This window comes from Adlercreutzia sp. ZJ154 (assembly GCF_011039055.1).
Classification (GTDB): Bacteria; Actinomycetota; Coriobacteriia; order Coriobacteriales; family Eggerthellaceae; genus Adlercreutzia_A.
This window is the reverse complement of record NZ_JAAKEF010000028.1, coordinates 1-18,547: the sequence shown is the minus strand read 5'-3', so window position 1 is coordinate 18,547 and position 18,547 is coordinate 1. Positions and strand designations below refer to the sequence as shown.

The 18,547-nt window shown below is 44.8% G+C and carries 10 protein-coding genes; all 10 read right to left on the bottom strand.

Annotation, left to right across the window (positions count from 1 at the left end):
* Window positions 1–822, bottom strand: an 822-nt coding sequence (locus tag G7Y37_RS08760) for a hypothetical protein (protein WP_165063088.1), incomplete at its 3' end; no start/stop codon positions are given.
* 42 nt (window positions 823–864) lie between these two features.
* Window positions 865–2,403 carry a DUF6273 domain-containing protein gene (locus G7Y37_RS08755; protein ID WP_165063087.1) on the bottom strand — a complete coding sequence of 513 codons (1,539 nt, stop codon included), beginning with the start codon at window positions 2,401–2,403 and terminating at the stop codon, window positions 865–867.
* A 45-nt stretch (window positions 2,404–2,448) separates the two neighbouring features.
* Window positions 2,449–4,113 (bottom strand): DUF6273 domain-containing protein, encoded by a 1,665-nt coding sequence (locus G7Y37_RS08750; protein WP_165063086.1) that lies wholly within the window; start codon window positions 4,111–4,113, stop codon window positions 2,449–2,451.
* Window positions 4,114–4,151: 38 nt separating this feature from the next.
* Window positions 4,152–5,978, bottom strand: coding sequence for a DUF6273 domain-containing protein (locus tag G7Y37_RS08745; protein WP_165063085.1), 1,827 nt, complete (start codon window positions 5,976–5,978; stop codon window positions 4,152–4,154).
* 146 nt (window positions 5,979–6,124) lie between these two features.
* Window positions 6,125–8,158: a leucine-rich repeat domain-containing protein gene (locus G7Y37_RS08740; RefSeq protein ID WP_165063084.1), complete on the bottom strand. Its 2,034-nt coding sequence runs from the start codon at window positions 8,156–8,158 to the stop codon at window positions 6,125–6,127.
* A gap of 336 nt (window positions 8,159–8,494) precedes the next feature.
* Window positions 8,495–13,066: a hypothetical protein gene (locus G7Y37_RS08735; protein ID WP_165063083.1), complete on the bottom strand. Its 4,572-nt coding sequence runs from the start codon at window positions 13,064–13,066 to the stop codon at window positions 8,495–8,497.
* Window positions 13,067–13,169: 103 nt separating this feature from the next.
* Window positions 13,170–13,898 carry a hypothetical protein gene (locus tag G7Y37_RS08730; RefSeq protein WP_165063082.1) on the bottom strand — a complete coding sequence of 243 codons (729 nt, stop codon included), beginning with the start codon at window positions 13,896–13,898 and terminating at the stop codon, window positions 13,170–13,172.
* Window positions 13,899–13,996: 98 nt separating this feature from the next.
* Entirely contained in the window at window positions 13,997–14,764 is a 768-nt protein-coding gene (locus tag G7Y37_RS08725) for a hypothetical protein (RefSeq protein ID WP_165063081.1), read from the bottom strand.
* A 169-nt stretch (window positions 14,765–14,933) separates the two neighbouring features.
* Window positions 14,934–15,608 (bottom strand): hypothetical protein, encoded by a 675-nt coding sequence (locus G7Y37_RS08720; protein WP_165063080.1) that lies wholly within the window; start codon window positions 15,606–15,608, stop codon window positions 14,934–14,936.
* 144 nt (window positions 15,609–15,752) lie between these two features.
* The coding region (locus G7Y37_RS08715; protein ID WP_206214146.1) for an InlB B-repeat-containing protein at window positions 15,753–18,547 on the bottom strand (2,795 nt) is incomplete at its 5' end.

Genomic DNA, 18,547 nt, shown 5'->3' with positions numbered 1-18,547 from the left:
TGCAGTTAATTCACCTGATCCGTCGGCGTTTGTATACCAGCCTGTCTCATACCACTCATAAATTGTAGAGGGAGTAACAGAACTGCCACCATTTGCAGTGTTAGCATCTAGGTTTACTTCGTAAATAAGCTTCTTAAATTTTGCGGTGTAGGTTTTATCCTGCAGCAGGCTGGTTGGAGTACTGTGCACATGTAAAGTATTACTGTTTTCACTATCAATGTAGGCATTGTTAGCGTCATCTGTAGTAGTAATTTTGGTGCCGCCGTCATACCAGCCTTCAAGAGCATAGCCGGCATTAGGATACGCAGTAGAAGAAGTCTCACCATAAATGGAATTAACAACTGACGAGTTTGGTTCTACGCTACCAAATGACCCTGCTTCGAAATTGATAGTTACAGATGTCGACCTAGAATCGGTTATACGAATACCAAAAGTTGACGTCGCATCAATGGCATCACCCCGTGGTGACAAGTATGGGGTGTTGGGATCGGAAGAGTTGTTCAGCGATTCTGCAGCGCTGTTTATCACGCGTAGCCCCACCCCACTGACTACTGCACCAGTAGCCTCATTGCCCTCCATATCAATAAGTCCGCTGTCGAGAGCTTCGAAATTCTTGCCAGTGTCTGTTACGCGCAACTTAAGAGTAGTTTTTGCTTCAATAGTGCCCCGTCCCACACTAGGAGCAACATTTTCACCATAGGCATTCTGTGAAACAACAGCCGACACAGCCAACGTAAGAAGCGCGCAAGCAAGCAACATAGCCAGCACCGATGCAAGCCAAACACGTATGCGTGTTTTCGTTGTATTTAACTTATCTCGCATCGTTTATAACGCTCCTTCTTGTACGACAAGCAAAATCAAGTATCAAAAACAGAAACAAACGATTAATTCGCCATCCCAACTAGCCAGCGGCCACTCACCGTACGGATCATTCAGGACATAATTGATCAGACCGTTTTGATTGAGAAACAGGAAAGTGCGAGCGTCTTCTGGATTTACCGAGCGAAGCCAGCATATTTTGAATAGGTATTGAAGACTTGGATTCGTTCTTACATCATCATCATTTTCCGACGGGCTATTAATCAATGTCTCCTGTGAGTAATACTCATACTGATAGCCTTCCTTGAAAAGCCACTGAGAATCTGAATACGCATCGTAAACAGCACCAAATAATTCGTAATAACTAGGTATGAAAAATTGGTCTTGCGAAATATCCACATAAGGATTTTGCGAATTGTACACCGCGCCGTATTCTTTATTAACAGTGGCTGCAAGACTTTTTAAATCGCCGTGCAAATTTCTAGAATAGAAGTCGCCGCTTTGTTCATTCATAGAAGCTCTAAGGGCGCTTTGCCCCCAACCGCCACTGTTGGTATCCCTGTTATTCATTCCGCCGCTACCAGCAATATGTTGGTCGCCCGTAGCGGGATCGGGCGAACCTACTTGAAATGTTAAACCCGCTTTGCCGGAACCGTCAGCTAAGCTGTCATGCAAGATGCCTATAACCTTGATGGGTGTAACGTTGCCCTCAAAAAGCGCCTTGCATTCATACAAGCGATACCGATACACATACCCTGAATACATTCCGTAGAACAGGGAATTTTTCCCATTTTCTGATATATCCTGCGCATGACCCTTAACTTGCCGCGCAGTATATGTTTGCCGCGTTATGCTGTCTGTTAGATAGAAGCCATAGCCCTCTGCATCACTCATGTTTCCGGGAATGCTACTACCATCTCCCATTGGAATATAGGGAGATATGGTGTATATAACGGACGAAAGCGGATAAGCAGTTTGAGCATCGTCTGCCGCTTCGCTTTTTACTTTAGCGTTAGCATTGGGCGCCTCATAACTATTTGTAAGATTTAGCCTGAATGTGCAATCTAATGTGCTGTCGGCGCCTATAACGAAAGTATCACCAAAAACGTTATTGGTTGGATTAGCATTTACATTAAGGGCTCCACCAAAGTATTCACCTTCAATAGCCATATCCAGCGCTTTTTCGGGCTGACCTGCAGGGTATAGACTGTATAGAGTTTGATTTTCTAGTGCAGTATCGTTTCCACTTAATGCGGCACCTGCTTCATCAATAACATCAACAAGAGCTCTTTCTCGAAAGGTTTGAATTTTTGTTATTTCAACGGCACTGCTGCCGGCATTACGAAACGACACAGGCGCTTCGATATATGGTTGCGGGTTAGCTATGTCGTATCCTGCGGCGCCACCGAACACTACCGACAATGAAACTGTTATGCTTATAACATCTACAGGTTCACTAACAGCACGCGATTCCACCTCTGAACTTACCGTTTCGGCATAAGCAGTACAAGGCAGCATTGTGCATGCAAGCACCAAAGCTACAAACAACTTCTGTATCTTTGTTATGTTTAATTTATCTTGCATTGTCTGAAACGCTCCTTTTATACGCAGTAAGTCGAAAGCCGGAAATTAAAAACAGAAACAAGGAACTACGCCGTTTTGGGTATCTGCCTGTAATGCAGCAGGGAAACAGTAATCGTTTTGGTTTATGTACATAACGCCCATGCCAGCTTTACCATTATGCAACGAGCGTGTCCACCAAGGTTTAGCTTCCCCTTGATAGGTCTTTTTGTATTGCTCATTTTGCGGAAACGAAGTCGCAGGTGTTTTAATACTAATTCCAATATTTTTGTAGTATTCGTATCTATAACCATCCACACGATAAATCTGATCTATAGGATTAATAGCAGTACTAAATAACTCGGAATAACTAGCTATGAAATACTTATCTTGAGAGATGCGAGTATTGCTTTCATTTCCTGTTACATTCGCACCTTCAGTGTTTGACACTGGCGAATACTCTTTATTAACAGTGGCAGCAAGATCGGTTATATATCTATGAAAACTCTGATATATAGAGCCCGTTTCTTCATTCATATCAGCTCGAAGACTTGTTGCCGCCCAACCACCAACAGTTTCTTTGCTGGTATTCATTTGCTCCATCTTAAAAATATCAGCCATTTGGAACGTTAGACCCGCTTTGCCCGTACCGTCTGCAAGATTGTCGTGCAAGATGCCGATTATGTTCAGATTGTAGGGTCTAATTTCACCCGAACTATTCATTAACAAACTGCACGTATACGGACGATAGCCGTAAACATATCCTGAATACATGCCGTAATAAAGCGAGTTTTTGCCATTTTTAGATATATCTTGCGCGTGACCTTTTACGTCGAATGCGCTGTAATAAATTCCTGTTTGTTCGTCATTAAGGAAGAAAACGTTACCGCTATCCCAATCTAGATTGGCGTTCCCTTCACCAGCTGGAATGTAGCTTCCTACGATATAAGTAATTTTCGATAGCGGATGTACTTTACCGCTGTTTTCGCCTGCTGCAGCTGTCGGATCAACAACAGCATTGGCAGTTGGAACATCGTAGCTATTTGTTAGGTTTAACCTGAACGTGCACTCAAGCGCACTGTCGGAACCTATAATAAACGTGTCGCCAAAAGCATTTCTCAAAGCAGACTGGTTAGCTAATTCTTCGTCTTCAATCTTGGCTCCACCCGTATATCTGCCGTTTTTATATGCCATGTTTAAGGCTTTTTCGGGCTGGCTTTTTGGATATAAGCTATATGGAGTCTGATCCTCAATAGGAGTATTGTTACCACTTATTTCTGGCGATGCCCGCTTGATAACATTTTGAAAACTGCCCGCTTCATATTCGTCTGTCAAAATATGTATTATCTGAACAGCATTATTACCAGCATTGCGAAATGTAATTGGTTCTTCTATACAAGGCTTAGGATTAGCTATGTCATAACCAGCAGAACCGCCAAGTGTTACAAAAATTGGCACAGTTAAACTTATGGCAGTTTGGGAAGCACGCAACTCAACATCCGCTTTAGCGTCTTCAACCTTTATTTCTGCTGCAATTTTGCCGCTTTCCACTGGAAGCATTTCGGCATACGCCGCGCCGGGTAATAGCATGCACATAAGAGCCAACGCAACAAGCATTGCTGTTGCTTTGCTTGCCTTATTTTTCACCAAACCGGCAGACGTAATAGGGCTAAAACCATTACAAAAATGACCTTGTTCAAAGCAATTTTGTTTGTTGTTTAGCTTGTTTTGCATCGGTTATAGCTCTCCTTATAGTCCTGTCAAATTGAAAGTTAGAAACAGAAACATGGGCAGACATAATTCGCTAGATATGACTCCATACCTACGTTGTAATTACCATCGACGTTTACGTAATAGAAAGATTTAACATCGTAGTTTAAGCTTATGGCGTATATGGAGCGCTGCCACCAATCTACCGGTCCATTTCCCAGCCTTTCGCTTTTTTGCATTACCTCACCATCACCATCGAGCATATTGCTAGCCGGCAACTTGCTTGCGTAATACTCGTATTGATAGCCTTCTTTATACAGCCACAAATAATCAGCCGCATATAAATGGCTATCACTGTAATTACTAACAGCACCTGCTAGTTCTTGAAGACTAGCTATAAAGAATTTGTCCTGAGAGATTGATACAAAAGGACTTTTCGAAGAAGATGTTGGACCGTATTCTTTGTTCACGGTAGCAACTAGATTTGTTAGTTCAGTGGGTAATAGTTGATATATTTCACCACTTTCTTCATTCATGTCAGCTCTAAGATCGCTTTGCCCCCAGCCACCCCAGCCGTCAGTCTGCATACTATTATGCATAGGCAAAACTGTCCTATATAGAGTGTCTTTCATCTGGAATGTTAGACCTGCTTTGCCCATGCCATTTGACAAAGTGTCATGCAAGAGGCCTATGACATTAAGATCGTACTCTATTCTATCGTTTAATCTAAGCTTACATACGTAAGGTCTGTATGTGCGAACATACCCTGAATACATGCCGTAATAAAGCGAGTTTTTGCCATTGTTAGATATATCCTGCGCGTGACCTTTTACGTCTTGTGCGTTATAGATTTGATTCGTTAGTTGGTCTTTTAAATAAAACGAATTTTCTTCAGATAGAGTTTCGTTTCCGTGCCCTGCAGGAACATAGGTTATTATGGTGTATTTAACCTTCGAGAGAGGTTGCACGGTTTTGCCGCCATCGGCTTTTTCTTGCTTAACTAAAGCGTTGGCTCCGGGCACTTCATAACTGTTTGTAAGATTTAAACGACAAACACAATTAAGAGCACTATCGGCACCAATTATAAAAGTGTCTCCAAAATAATTTTGAGTGTTGTTTGTGGCGCCTTGCGTAATTCCACCGTAATAGTCGCCGTCTTTATATTTTATGTTTACCGCTTTTTCTGGCTGCCCCTCAGGATACAGGCTATATAGAGTCTGATCTTCAAGCGGGGTATCGTTTCCGCTTATTTGCTGAGCCGTAACAGTATAACTGTCACCTTGCATAAAGCCTGTATCGGAAAGAACAGCCCGCACGCTGCCTTCTGTGTATTCCTCTGTTTGAATACGGGTTATTTGGATTGCGCTATTGCCGGCGTTCCGAAACGCTGTTGACGCTTCTATACTAGGCTGCGGATTCGATATATCGTAGCCTTCAGAGCCGCCAAACGTTACTACAAGTGGCACCGTAACGCTTATAGCTGCTGCGACAGCTAATGGTTCTATGCCAGCGTTAGAGTCAGCACCTTCAATAAGACTTGCGCCGCATTCAGGGCATATAAATTTCACACTGTAAACATTTTCGGAATCTTCTGGAACTTCATTGCCGTCTTCGTCTACATATATGCGAGATTCATTAACTTGACAGGCGTAAAACTGCTGAGCGCAACTGGGACATGTGGTTAAATCTTGAGGGCTATTGCCATCGGTGCCGTCGCAGTTTGGTAGGTGGCGAGGGATTTTAGTGTCGGTTACGTTTATGGTACCTGTAGCGCTATCTATAGGAAGCTGAGCTTCCTCGGCATATGCCATATACGGCAACATTGCACACGAAAGCGTAAATGCAACTAATGTTGCTGTGGCTTTTTGTATCGTGTCTCTTATTGTCATGGTAGCGCCTTCGTTCTTTCACTAGCTGTTTTGCGTTTTATGAAGAGGAATGGTTTGGCTGATAGATGCAAAAGTTGACTGGAGTGCCGGTGCCGCCGATGCTGATGCCGATAAGCTACAGTTTGCCGACGGCAAATGGCGACGCGCTAATTCAACTGCACATCGCCACGCATTACCCCTGCCGCTGCCGATTTATCCAACGGAAGCAAAATTGTTACTTCAATGTTCGACGAACCGGGCTTTTTGCATGTGATTGTGCTTGTATTCGGATCTATGCTGATAGCACCTCCATGTCTATAAGAAACAGTGGCGCCTTTCGGCACGTACAAATAACCGTCTTCGCTATACAAATTGGCACTTTCACCAACGGACAGATTGCTCACAGCGCTTGACAGGCGCACTCCGTAGGGAAGTAAGTGATTGTTTGCAACAGGGGCCCCTATGCTCCAACCGTATTTTTTTGATTCGGTGTATGGAACGTATATGTTGGTATTTGTGGTGGCGACTAATGCATGTGTGTCTATTGAGGGTATGGGACTAAGAGCAACTATCGTTGCTCCGTCTATATCGCCAAGGGCGGAAGCCCCTATTGCCATGATAGTTTTCGGTAGAACCAAAGTGTTTATGGCTGTGCCCATGAATGCATTTGCTTTTATTGTTTTGGTGCCAAAACTTAAGCTTACCGAGCTTAGGTTTTCGCAGCCCGCAAATGCACCTTCACCAATTGTGGTGATGGAACCCGGAATATTTACTGCCACCAAGCTATTTTTGTTAGCAAAGCCTTCGTCGGCTATGGTGGACACGTCATATTCCACACCTTCTATGTCTACGATAGACGGCAAGCTAATTGCCGCCGGTGTGTTTTCTCCCGCCCAGCTAACTGACAGCGTATAGTCGGGCAGCACTGTATAAGCAAAGCCCGATGTGCTTTCGTCGGGCGCAATTGCATTTCCTACTTCAGTCAAGCTGGCAAAATGTGTGAAGCCAGCCGCCTCCCAAGCCTCTGTGTTCTTAGTTGCTACAGTTGCAAAACTGATAGTTTGGTTGGTGAAGGCGGGTATAGGTGCGGCTTCTGGGGTGGTGACTTCTGGGGTTGCTGCGGTTGCGGCTGCAGCTTCGCTTGCAGCCTCGTTTGCAGCTGCGCCCGCATATGAACCTTCTGGGGTTGTTTCGTTTTCCGCTTTCGCAATTTCTAAAACATTACCGTTCGCGACAATAGTTTGTAAAACGGTATTGCCCTGAAATGCACCTTCCGAAATTTTAGTGCAGCCCGACACGATAACCGCGTTGGTTATTGCGGGTGGAGCAGCGATCAGAGTTGTTAAATCTTCCGTATACAGAATGCCATCCACAGAAGTGAAGGTAGAAGTAGACGTGCTCCCCATGGGAATGCCGATGGCTATAAGCTTTGTGCAACGGGAAAAGACACAAGCAGGGACGGTTGCCAATTCGGCGGGGAGCACGACTTCACCCTCCAAGCCCTCCGGGACGAGGTGGAGGTTATTTCTAGTTACATCTAACAACATGCCGTTATAGCTTGCATAGGTGGAATTGCCAGCCTCAACCTGCACGGCAGTAAGATTAGGTAGCAGTTGAAAAAAGGCTAGATCGATTGAAGTAACAGTAGCTGGAATTGTAAGTGAGGTTACACCTTGTTTTTTGTCAGCCTCGTCGTAATATTCGGCTGTGTAAGGGTTTTTAGCGCTGCCATCTTTTGGTCTTTCTTGACCGATGTGCGTCAAAGTGTAGGTGGTTTGCGCATTACTAACGGTTTGGGGCAGCGTAATGGCACCTTGTGTTTGAGGAGCGAAGCCCACCAAGCTGACCGTTTCGCCATCTGAATTAACCTGATAATTTAGATTGTTCTTAGAGAAAATTATGCCAGCAGATGTGTCCTGAGAAACAGGTACGCTAGCTGAGACTATGTCTTGCACAGATTCCGCAACAAACGCTGCGGACTCAGAAGTTGCAGGAGTTTTTAGAGGAACAGTTTCTTGAATGCTATTAGATTGAAGATGAGTATCAGAAGTAGAGACGGCAGCAGAAACGACAGCATCCGCGTTATCTGAAACAGAACGCGATGACGATTCCGCATATGCGGATAGCGGTAAAAGATAGCATGCCAAAGATGTAGCTAAAGACACCTTGGCTGCCCGCCTAAGCATGACTGCCCTATTCATATTTGTCTGTCCCTATTCGTGTTTATTACTAGTTGCGTCCCGATGCAGCTGTAGCGTAATAAACAGTTTGCAATTACCCGATGACCAATTACATTAGCTATTCTATAACGAGCCACATGCTAATAGCAAACAGATATGCTAAATCACATAACTTTTTATTCAGGGTGCCGCCAAAAAATGCACTAGGGGTGCGCTAGGCGCTATGCGTAAAGAACAAGATGCGTACTGGGGACAGACAAATTGATTGCAGCCAAGAAAGAGGAACGTAAGTTCTAAGAAAGAAATACCCGCTATGTTAAGGCGACAAGGAAGCTGCTCCTTGTCGCCTCTTTAGAGTTAGCGCCTATGCGCACCAGAACCAGAAACATGAGCACATTTCTGTCTGCGGCGACTGGAACTTAACACCGCCACGCCAAGCGCGCCACACGCCACAGTCAACAAAAGTGTAACCCCCGCTGCTTGCACATCTCCTGTCTGTGCGAGACTTCGCAGAGTACGAATAGCTCTTGCACCTGAACTGTTCGATCCGGCAGGAGCAATGGGCGAAAAGCTTGCCACAACTTCACAATTTCCGGAAACTGTGAGCGTATAAGAAGTTCCCACACTGACAACATTTTTGTTTCCGTCGACATTAGTAACGGTAACAGAAACCGGCTGATAGCCCTGCGCAGGTGTTAGCGTAAATGTAACTTTGCTTCCAAGCCCATAAGCAAGTTCGCCTGAAGGGTCTATACTGCCATTTCCCGAAGAAGATGCACGCACCGTGCACATCTGTTGAGGAACCTGCGCAAAGTTGCTACCAACAGCTTCATCTTCTTCCCCTTCAGCTAACGGCTCGAACTCAGCGAAAACTTCAACGTCACCCGTCAAGTTAGAAAGCGTAAACACATGATGCCTTATTCCGGCTTGAGCTAACGCATTAGAAGTACTACTTGTATTGCTGTCGCTAAAAGTTGTGCCGCCTTCTCTTAGAGTATTAGGCGTGAACTCGGCAGACCTAAGTCCGAAAGTTGTAAATCTAGCCGCTCTGCCTATCGCTGAAATATCAGTCGTCGAAGAAGTGGTTTCAAACCGAGTGCTGTAGCCTATCGGCACACGCGATCCTCCATCGACACTTGCCTCAAGCGACGCAAGTTTATAACCATCATTCAGATATACAAAGAAATCGTGGCTATCGCCATATTTCACACGTAATTTTGAGGGCTCTACCCGACCACCAACACCAGCACTTGCCTGACTGCCAACTGTTACCTTTGCAGAAACCGTTACGTCCACTTCTACATAACTTGGCTTTGTGGGATCATCAGGGTTATCGGGGTTGTCAGGGTCATCAGGATCATCCGGGTCAACCGGCACTTGCCCCTTCTTAGCAAACATTACATCTAGCGTATGGTCAGTTTTAACATTAGTAAATATATATTGACCAGCAGTGGGCGAAAGCGCACTGGCACTGTATGTAGCTTCCGCAGGAGTATCCTTGTCTACAATAATGTAGGAAAGCACATAATCATTATCGGTATCCGGGAAGAACGAGAATGCCATGTTCTCGTTATCTTTCACCTTAATTTTGCCATCGGAATCAACTGGCGGCTGAACCACACCACCCACATTTCCAATAATATTTACAGATATCGAATGAAATATGGGTTCAGGTTGCTCTTGACTTGCTTCCTCAATAAACCTTACGAGCACATTTTGATTGCTGTGCACATCAAACAATTGCAAGTTGTAGTTTTTACTCCATATTAATTGCCCGTTAGTTCCTTTTTCGCCATTAACGTTGTATTCGGCGTAATACTTTGTTGTGTCCGTGTTCTTCGGTTCAAAAGTTAGCGTGGCACTTTGCCCATCTTTCACAGTAAACGATGTTCCAGGCCAAATTATTCCATGCGCATCTTCGGGCGATATTTCATTACCTAAGGTGTCTACAATCTTGGTATCAACGGTCCAAACATTCGTGGTTTCTGCTTCGCGGAAATGCGCCGTTAAGTTCACATAGCCTATTTTGATATTAGCCGCATCATACTTAAATGTATAAACCATGCGCCCATCTAAACCTTCAACTCCCGTTATTTTTGCGCTTTTGTCATCGGCAAAAAACGTCAGCGGACGCACGGTAGAATCGGAATTTGCCGCAGAAACATAGTCCAACACGTAATCTTTAGGCGCGGTAATTGTGTATGTAATATCAGAAATATCGTCTTCGCTTTTAAACTCAGTAGATGAAGGTGTTATGCTGCCCGCACCATCACACACAGCGGTAACAGTAACCTTTTCAGGCTCAACAGGTCCCGGAGGCGTTATCTGTTCTTTTTCGCAACTAACGCGAATTACTTTATCGTCGCCAAGAAGTTCCTTATCAAAATGGAATGTGTTAGTTGTTGCATCAAAACTGGTCGGCTCGGCATCGGGCTTGCCTTGCTCCTGCACCTTAACAGTCAAATTTTTATACCCGGAAGCCAATTCCACCACTAAATCTAACCCTGTATTCGGATCGATATTAGTCAGATATCCAGTACCAACCACGCTTCCATCGCGCTTAGCTACAGCACCTTCATCAGGCATAACCAGCATCACGTTCAGCGATTCAGCAGCTAGCGAAACATAGCGTACTTCCACTCTGTTCGCAATGGCTAAATCGGCAGCATCAATTTTATACACAGCATTCGCTAAACCACCCGTACCCGTGCTTGCATTTACAGCAGTTTTCGACCCGTCATCAGCAACAAGATTCACTTCAATTCTATAATCGGTTTTCGCACTTACATTCAAAGTTAAGTCAGAATCTTTAGCAATATCCCCAATTATTCCAGCCTTAAAATCGACCAGACTTTTGTTGAAAACCTTGGTGCCATCGCCTTTAACATAACTAACATTTATACCCGCCTGATCGGCTGCAAGAGCATCAACCCACACGCTTGAATTAGCTGCATCAAACTTTGCAAACACAGTTATGTCGCCTAAAACATTAGGTATCGAATAATTAAACCCGCCCGCTTCGATTAGCTCATGATGTTCAAGGTCGCGCTTATCGTTAAACGTATAGTAAAGCGAAGTTAAGCGATAATCCGAATATGGACGTGCAGTAATAGTTGCAGGTTTGGCATGTTCAACTTGGGAATTACCGGAAAGGTCGCCATATTCAACATGCGCATAAGTAATGTTGTATTTCGGATAAGTTATCGGTGTACCAAACTTAAAATAAGCATCAACTTGAATATTTTTTGTTATTCCTGTCAGTTTTAGCGAATTGTTAATTACCGCTGGTTCGTAAGGTGCTTCACCCGCAGGCGTAACCACTACTTTTTCCAAAACAGAACCAATCTGCGGAGTGAAATTAATCGTTGCCGATCCTCCGGGCATAACAGCAACTAAAGAACTGCCCGCAACCGTACTATCTTCTATAGCAACCGTTCCTTCGCCAGATTTTACAGCTGCATTAACAGTTATCGGATTTGTTTGCCCTCCAGTATCTACTGGCTTGAAATACGCCGTGATTGTAACTGAGGAAACTCCACTTGATGGCACCGTATAATCAAGATAATTAGATCCGCACGAACGGACTGATGAGGCGCCAGAGCCTTCCGCAACCATCACTTTGTCAAAAACAAAGTTGTCGAATGGCAAGAATACATATCGCACGTTTGTGCCAGCAGCATATTCGTGCGTGCCCATAATATCAATCAGACCACCCACGCCGTCGCTTACAACAGACGTAACGTTTACCTTAGCCCGCGTATCAGGAAATGCCACAGCATACACGCCTTCGCCTAAGCCACTAACACCAGAGCTACCCTCTGTAAGTTCCACGTATTTATTAGATGTACCAGAGCCGGATGCATTGGAATCGGTTTTAACGGGGAAATCTCCGAGAGTTTCAACCGAACCACCCGAGCCACCGCGCGCTATACGCACAACCGTAGCCGTAGTTTCGCCATTAAGCGGAGAGACGGGAATATGAATGGACTCTAGTGGAGCCAAATATGCCGTATGACCTTTATTTTCATTAACCGCAAGCTGGGATGCAAGCGATATGTCATAAGCGCAGTCCAATCGCTTGCCAGCTAAAGCATTTTGCAAAAACGACTGCGTAGAATTGGGTGCCGCCAACAGGTTTTCCGCACCTAAAACAGTATCTCCAACGTGCACTAACCCGCTTACAGAAACGCCGGAATCGTGCTGCAATGTTGCCGATACATAATGAGTATTGCAGTTAACTATTACGGCGCTATCGGATTCAAGCCCAGTAATCGATGCATCGCGCGCAATAATTTTGTATTTGTATTGCGCATCGTTGGCGAAATCTAGGTTTTCGTCAGCCAAGTTCAGAGCAACATCGGCTTTGTCATTAGCAGAATCAGTAGAACCTGCAGAAGAAGTTATGAGCACAACCTTCCATTGGCTTGCATCGTTATAAGCCTGATCGTCTTCAAATGTTCCACTTGGACCCGCTATTTGACGAATCCATTTATACTCGTAATGCGGCTGTGAGGGATTTCCCGAAGTATCTTTCGTTATAGCGGTGCCGTTTGAAAGCTCAGCCTCTATCTCGTATCCACCCATAGCAAGACTTGACGAGCTGCGAATATCTATTGGACCACTAGTTGTAAGCACAACCTTAAACGACGAAGTTACGGCAACATTTATGTTTGTTCCCACTTGTCCACTTGCAGCGCCTGTGCCATTGAATACATCAATATCGCTGCTAACAGCCGAGCCATTTTGCTCTGTTTGCATAGAAGCAGCTTGCACCGAGGAGGCGCGCTCGCCTGTTTCCATATGAGTAATAGCGCCATCGCTTTGCGCCAATGCAGTTACGGGGTTCAAGCTAACCGCCATGCTGACAGCCATAAACACCGCAAGCGCGCTGCGTACCCTGCGCGCAAGTTTCCCATTCCAGCTTCCCATGATTAACTCTTTTCCCTTTACAAATCCTTCGGCAAATCCTTTTCGTTTCAGTGCGAAAAGCGGTACCAAATTGGCGCTGCAAATTAGCACTGCATTTCGCACTTTATGACGCAACTGTTATTTCTATCTTCGCGGCTGCCTGCCCTACTTCTTCTTCAGTTTGCTGGTCGTAGGCATGAAAAGTGGCTGTGCACTCATATACCCCAGCGGACAAATCAACATCTAACGTATCGGCCTGTATGTGATAATTAGGCTCAATCAGATCGGTTTCATATATCTGTTCACCCGTATCGTCGCGGGTAACAACGACGCGCATCAGATAATGATTGCTCGGCACATTTTCAATTCGCAGTTCGCCTTCGCTTGTACCAGATTCAAACTGAACCGTAGACGCAATAGAAATGTTGAACATACCTTCGTCCACAACACGGTCAAGCTCGGCTTGGATTTCTTCTTGCGTCTTGCCTTCAAGCTGCCCCAAATCGCCCTGCCGCTTAGACGGCGTTTGTGCACCGAACAGGTTGAACGCAAGAACGCCAGCAATTATCAGGCAGATAACGGCTATCACTATGGCTATCCAAAACGCAGCACCGCGCTTTTTCTTACCTTGGGAATTGGAGGCCGCAGATTGCGAATTGCTTGATTGCAAGTTTCCGGGCTTTGAATTGCCTAGCCGCGAACCATCAACACCGCCGGAAAGGGATGCCGAGCGAACGGCTCCCTTTCCCATGCCGTAGGAACGCACATGCCCATCTGTGCCTTTTGAAGGAGGCATTTTGCCGTTTGTCGCAGAAGTTGAACTCGCATTATTCTGACGATTTGCGTTAGGCATTTGTGTTATTCCTTAATATCGGTTGCAGCGGTTTACGAATTAATTGCATGCTTGGCTTTATTGCCGCTTTCGCTATTCGCGATTACTTTTCCATTTCCCTACAGACTTGTAGCAGCCACGGTGTAGGTAACTTTGAAAGCATCATCTGTGGTCATTTGAGCCAAGTTAACGTTCTTTAGCTTTGTCCCATTACCAGAAAGCTCAAGACTCAAGATGCTCGGATCATCCTCAGCAGCAGCCCCAGCTACTTTCCAGTTAGTTCCGGGAGTAGCAGGGGCTCCGGAAGCACCAGCAGTCTCAGCTGCACCTGTTTTAAGGTTTACAATTGTATTAGTAACTCCAGTAGCAGCGTTTCCAGCACCGCCAGCAGGAGGAGTTGCGGGAATCTTTAATTCTAGAAATAGATCACCGATATTTCCGACTGCAGCAACTGTGGTAGTGGTATCTGTAGCTAGAAGCTTCCAATCAGTTGACTTAGTTTCAGCTGCAGTTACGCTGTTTACAGAAATAGGAAAACTCGAATAATTTTCCAGACGATAACCAGTCATATTTACCGTACTACCTGCTTTTGTCATATTACCTGCCGAAGGGCATTTCAGTGTGCCACCATTTGTGCCAGCCACAATAGTCATCTCTATAGGCACAGCCACCTTAATCTGGTCAATATTCACCTTAACGTTGATGTCGGTACCAACATTTGGCGTACTTGCATCCATAACGTTTACGGGTGTAGTACCGTTATCAATCATAGAACCGTTATTAGCAATAGTGTCTACTGCGTTTGCAGCAAATGCCGGGACAGCAGTACCCATTGCTAGTGCTGCGGATAGAGCGACTGCTCCAAATGCTTTCTTCGTTGCTTTCATGGCTTTTCCTCCTTATTTGTTTAAGCCATACTGTCCTTGCTTTGGTACAGCTTTCGCTGCACCCACGAAGTTCAATGCCTTCGCTTTTGGCTCTTTGTATAATTTCCCGTTACATAAAGTTTTCGAGCCATATATGTCCAGCGCCTGTTAGCGCATGAAACCTTGTTAATCACCCAAGAACATTGATCGTTACCTTGGCTGCCGCTTGTCCCACTTCCTCATATGTCGTTTCGTCCAATGCCTTAAAAGTGGCTGTTGCGTCGTAACTTCCAGCCTCCAAATCTTTAGTCAGCGTGATGTTTTCTATATATTGATTCGGCTGCAATACCCCGCTTTCGTAGAGCACATCGCCCGTATCGTCATCGGTGATTGTCACCTGCATTAGGTAATGATTTCCCGGCACATTTTCTATGTAAGCTGTGCCTACAGACGTACCTTCTTCAAACTGAATTACCGAAGCAATTGAAATGTTGAACATGCCTTCATCCACGACACGGTCAAGTTCAGCTTGCATTTCCTCTTGGCTCTTGTACGGAGCCTGCCCGTCTTGAGCGTTGGAATCAAACATGCTGGAACCGTTGCAGGCAAACAGCCACACCAACACCCAAATAACGATGGCAAGCACAACAACTCCCAGCACTATTAGGATGGTTCGATTGCCGCCTTTTTGCGCTTGCGCCTTGCTTTTGGCGCTAGCCGCAGTAGGACGTGCGCCAGAAACCTTGGTAGAATCAGAAACGCTATGTCTTGTAGCCGATTGGTCTTGCGCAACAGAAGCGTGATTCAATTCCCGTCCCAAACCCTGACGATTTGTTAAGGCATCTTTGTTGTTGTCGTTCGTCATTTCTTGCATTTCCTAATCGTTGTCGATTGCTCTCGAAGTTGTAGAATTCTTTACGCCTCCATTTAGATGAGGTGCAAATACCGTATTGTTGAGTTGTGCTGCCTACTGAATAATTCGCCAAACACCACCGTAAGACTTGCCAGATCAGGCAGCCTTTACCGGGGCATCAGTAGCATTTGGGAACACCCAAACAGTGCTACTATCATTCCCTTCTGTGTCGGGTAGGGAAATTGTCCATTTGATAGTGGAGAACACGCTTTTCCCAAAGTCGCTTTCCTGTGCACCGGAAGCTTCAAGCGCCTTCATAAGGCTAGCCCAAACATCTTCTTGGAATTGAGCTTGTTCCGCGCCGGTCAAATCGTCACCAATTAGCAGCTCTAGGTCGTCTTTTATGCCCTGCATCGTCACTTTGTTAGCGCTTGCGTCGAATGTTGCGGCGCCGATTTTGCCAGCACTAGTGTTTCGCAAGGTTGTTGGCGTGGCATCATTTACTGCGAACTTGGTTCCATCATATTCAAACTTCAAGTGACTTATTAAGTCGTTTAATTCGTTATCGGTGCGCACGGTTCCGTCTGACTTCGGGAATAAACTTCTAGCAGTTGCAAGCTGACTACTTGTTATAGTCGAATTGGCTTGTAGTTTCACATCCCGAGGCGTGTAGTTGTACACCGAGACACCCTCCGCCTTAGCTTCGCGTGTAGTCAAGTTAATATTCAGCGTCTTGGTTTGGTCAGCCACTGGAACCGCTACATTGTATACAGCGTTCCATTGTGCATAAAGATTAATATTGCGGTCAGTATCGCTTAACCCTGCAACCTTAATAAGTTCCTTGAGTTGCGTGCCCGCAATGGTATCGCCGGGAGCAAACACATTTTTAGCACCATCGGCATTATCAGCCTTACCATCAGCGCGATCAGCCTTCCAGCTAAGCAACGCATAACCGAACGGCTTGTCTGCGTTTGATGTGCCATCACCATTAGCTGTACCATCATTGGTACTTAGAGTTTTTATAGCATGGCTGGCACTGTCATCCACTGTAAGAGTAAACGAATCAAACGGAGTGCCCGAGAAATCTTGCGTTTTATAGAATCCAAGGGTGTAAGTGTTTAGCCCACAACGACCATAAACTGTCATTTCCTTAATAGAAGCATCACCGGTTGACTGGAATCCATCAAATTTAATTTTGTTCAACTTAGTAGCAGCACTATCAGTTCCGTTGTACCAGCCGTCAAAGTAATATCCGGTTTCTGTACTTGGTACCTCAAAGTCAATTTCAGAATTGTCTTTAAGGTTGTCCCAGTAATACACCTTTGTGCTGGCATTATCACCAAATACAGGTAGTGTTAATTTATCTCCCTTATAGTTATTGTCGCGCGCATACGTTAGACGATATTCAATTTGCTTCCAATTAGAAGTAAGCGTTACATCGCCTTCAATTGAATTGATGTTTGCACCTGCAGGCTCTATGACGCTGTAGGAATCAAATACATAATCGTTTGGTTCGTTTGCGCTTGGCTTATTGTTGTTTATATCATTTTCTATATTTGCACCAAAGTCGTACCATGTGGTATTTGTTGGACGAATTTCTTTTGTAGTGGAACTTCCCCAACCACCTTCTGAACCACTTTGAAGCATTACTTTAAAAGCACCTTTGTAGTAAACCTTCAATATTGTTTCGCTAGGGTTATCGGTTAGATTTTCACCATCTGCCTGAACTAGTTTGTTAAGTGAATTGCTTTCATCAAACACATAGTAGTTCGACTTGTTGGCATCCCAGAAGCGTTCAGTTCTATTAGATGTATGAAATTCGAGACTATTAGATATGTCTGCCTTACTAGTTATAGGAGCAACACATATTGTATCTGCTGCCTTGTCGTATCCGCCAGATGCGTTTTTGAAATAGCTCTCTACAGTATATTTACCGCCATCTTCATCGACCAACCATAGAGCATATATTTCTATGTCGCATCCTTCGGTATTAGACACACTTTGACCTGACGTTTTGGCTACTTTTACAAGATCCCAAACGTTCAACGAGTTAGCATTACCATTTCCTGTGGATGTAGATTGCGTGTCCCATCCAGTCTGAGTTCTCCCAGTGTACGTAAATGTAGGTCTGTCCCCTTCAGCTATGGTTGCGTCATATTTAATGCCAGCTGTTGTTACTTCGCCGTTATTGTCTTTTTTGCCGCCATTTCCATTCCAAATAATGTTGTATGTCCAAGGTGTCCATTTAGCATTAAATGTTGCTTTTGTTTTTGATGTCGCGTTATCAGATGCACCAAATAGCTTCTTGAACATATCGACTGTAATAGTTGTATTAACAGTTGCGTCAAAATTGTTTGAAGCGTTAGCACTGTCGGTCCATGCCCACTTATCAAAGCTATATCCAAAATAAGTTGGACCAGCTTGAGCTATCTTTACACTATTGCTTCTAACTTGTGCAATTGTGAACCCAGCACTTGTCTTTGAGCTGTAGCTTGGAGTACTTTCACCCTTAAGTGCACTAGTATTCGCGTTGTATTCCAATGTGTATTGAATGGGTGTCCACTGAGCAGTTAGTGTTACAGTCGCACCAGCAGCTTCGCTAGACGATACGAGATCGCTCATTTTAGTTGGGTTTGCAAAGTTAACAATACTTCCAGTTGAAGATGACTTCCAACCATTAAATGTATACCCAAGGCTTTTTGGAGTTCCCGGATTAGCTACAGAAGCATCATAGGCAATATTGGTTTGATTGCTTGGAAGCCCACTCGCATCTTCAGCAACCCAACCTTCTCCACCATTAAATGTAATGTTATAGGTATTGATCTCCCACACAGGTTTAACAGTACATCCATTTGGAATAGAGACAGCCCCATTCGCTCCGTTTTCTGTATAAGTTTTGCCGTTATATTCCCATGTATATCCTAGAAATGTCCAACCGGGGCGATTGCCTT

Excerpts from the sequence above, each read along its gene's own strand:
- G7Y37_RS08740 (WP_165063084.1), bottom strand. The coding sequence starts at position 8,158 with ATGAATAGGGCAGTCATGCTTAGGCGGGCAGCCAAGGTGTCTTTAGCT.
- G7Y37_RS08725 (WP_165063081.1), bottom strand. The coding sequence starts at position 14,764 with ATGAAAGCAACGAAGAAAGCATTTGGAGCAGTCGCTCTATCCGCAGCA.
- G7Y37_RS08745 (WP_165063085.1), bottom strand. The coding sequence starts at position 5,978 with ATGACAATAAGAGACACGATACAAAAAGCCACAGCAACATTAGTTGCA.
- G7Y37_RS08735 (WP_165063083.1), bottom strand. The coding sequence starts at position 13,066 with ATGGGAAGCTGGAATGGGAAACTTGCGCGCAGGGTACGCAGCGCGCTT.
- G7Y37_RS08730 (WP_165063082.1), bottom strand. The coding sequence starts at position 13,898 with ATGCCTAACGCAAATCGTCAGAATAATGCGAGTTCAACTTCTGCGACA.
- G7Y37_RS08750 (WP_165063086.1), bottom strand. The coding sequence starts at position 4,113 with ATGCAAAACAAGCTAAACAACAAACAAAATTGCTTTGAACAAGGTCAT.
- G7Y37_RS08755 (WP_165063087.1), bottom strand. The coding sequence starts at position 2,403 with ATGCAAGATAAATTAAACATAACAAAGATACAGAAGTTGTTTGTAGCT.
- G7Y37_RS08720 (WP_165063080.1), bottom strand. The coding sequence starts at position 15,608 with ATGACGAACGACAACAACAAAGATGCCTTAACAAATCGTCAGGGTTTG.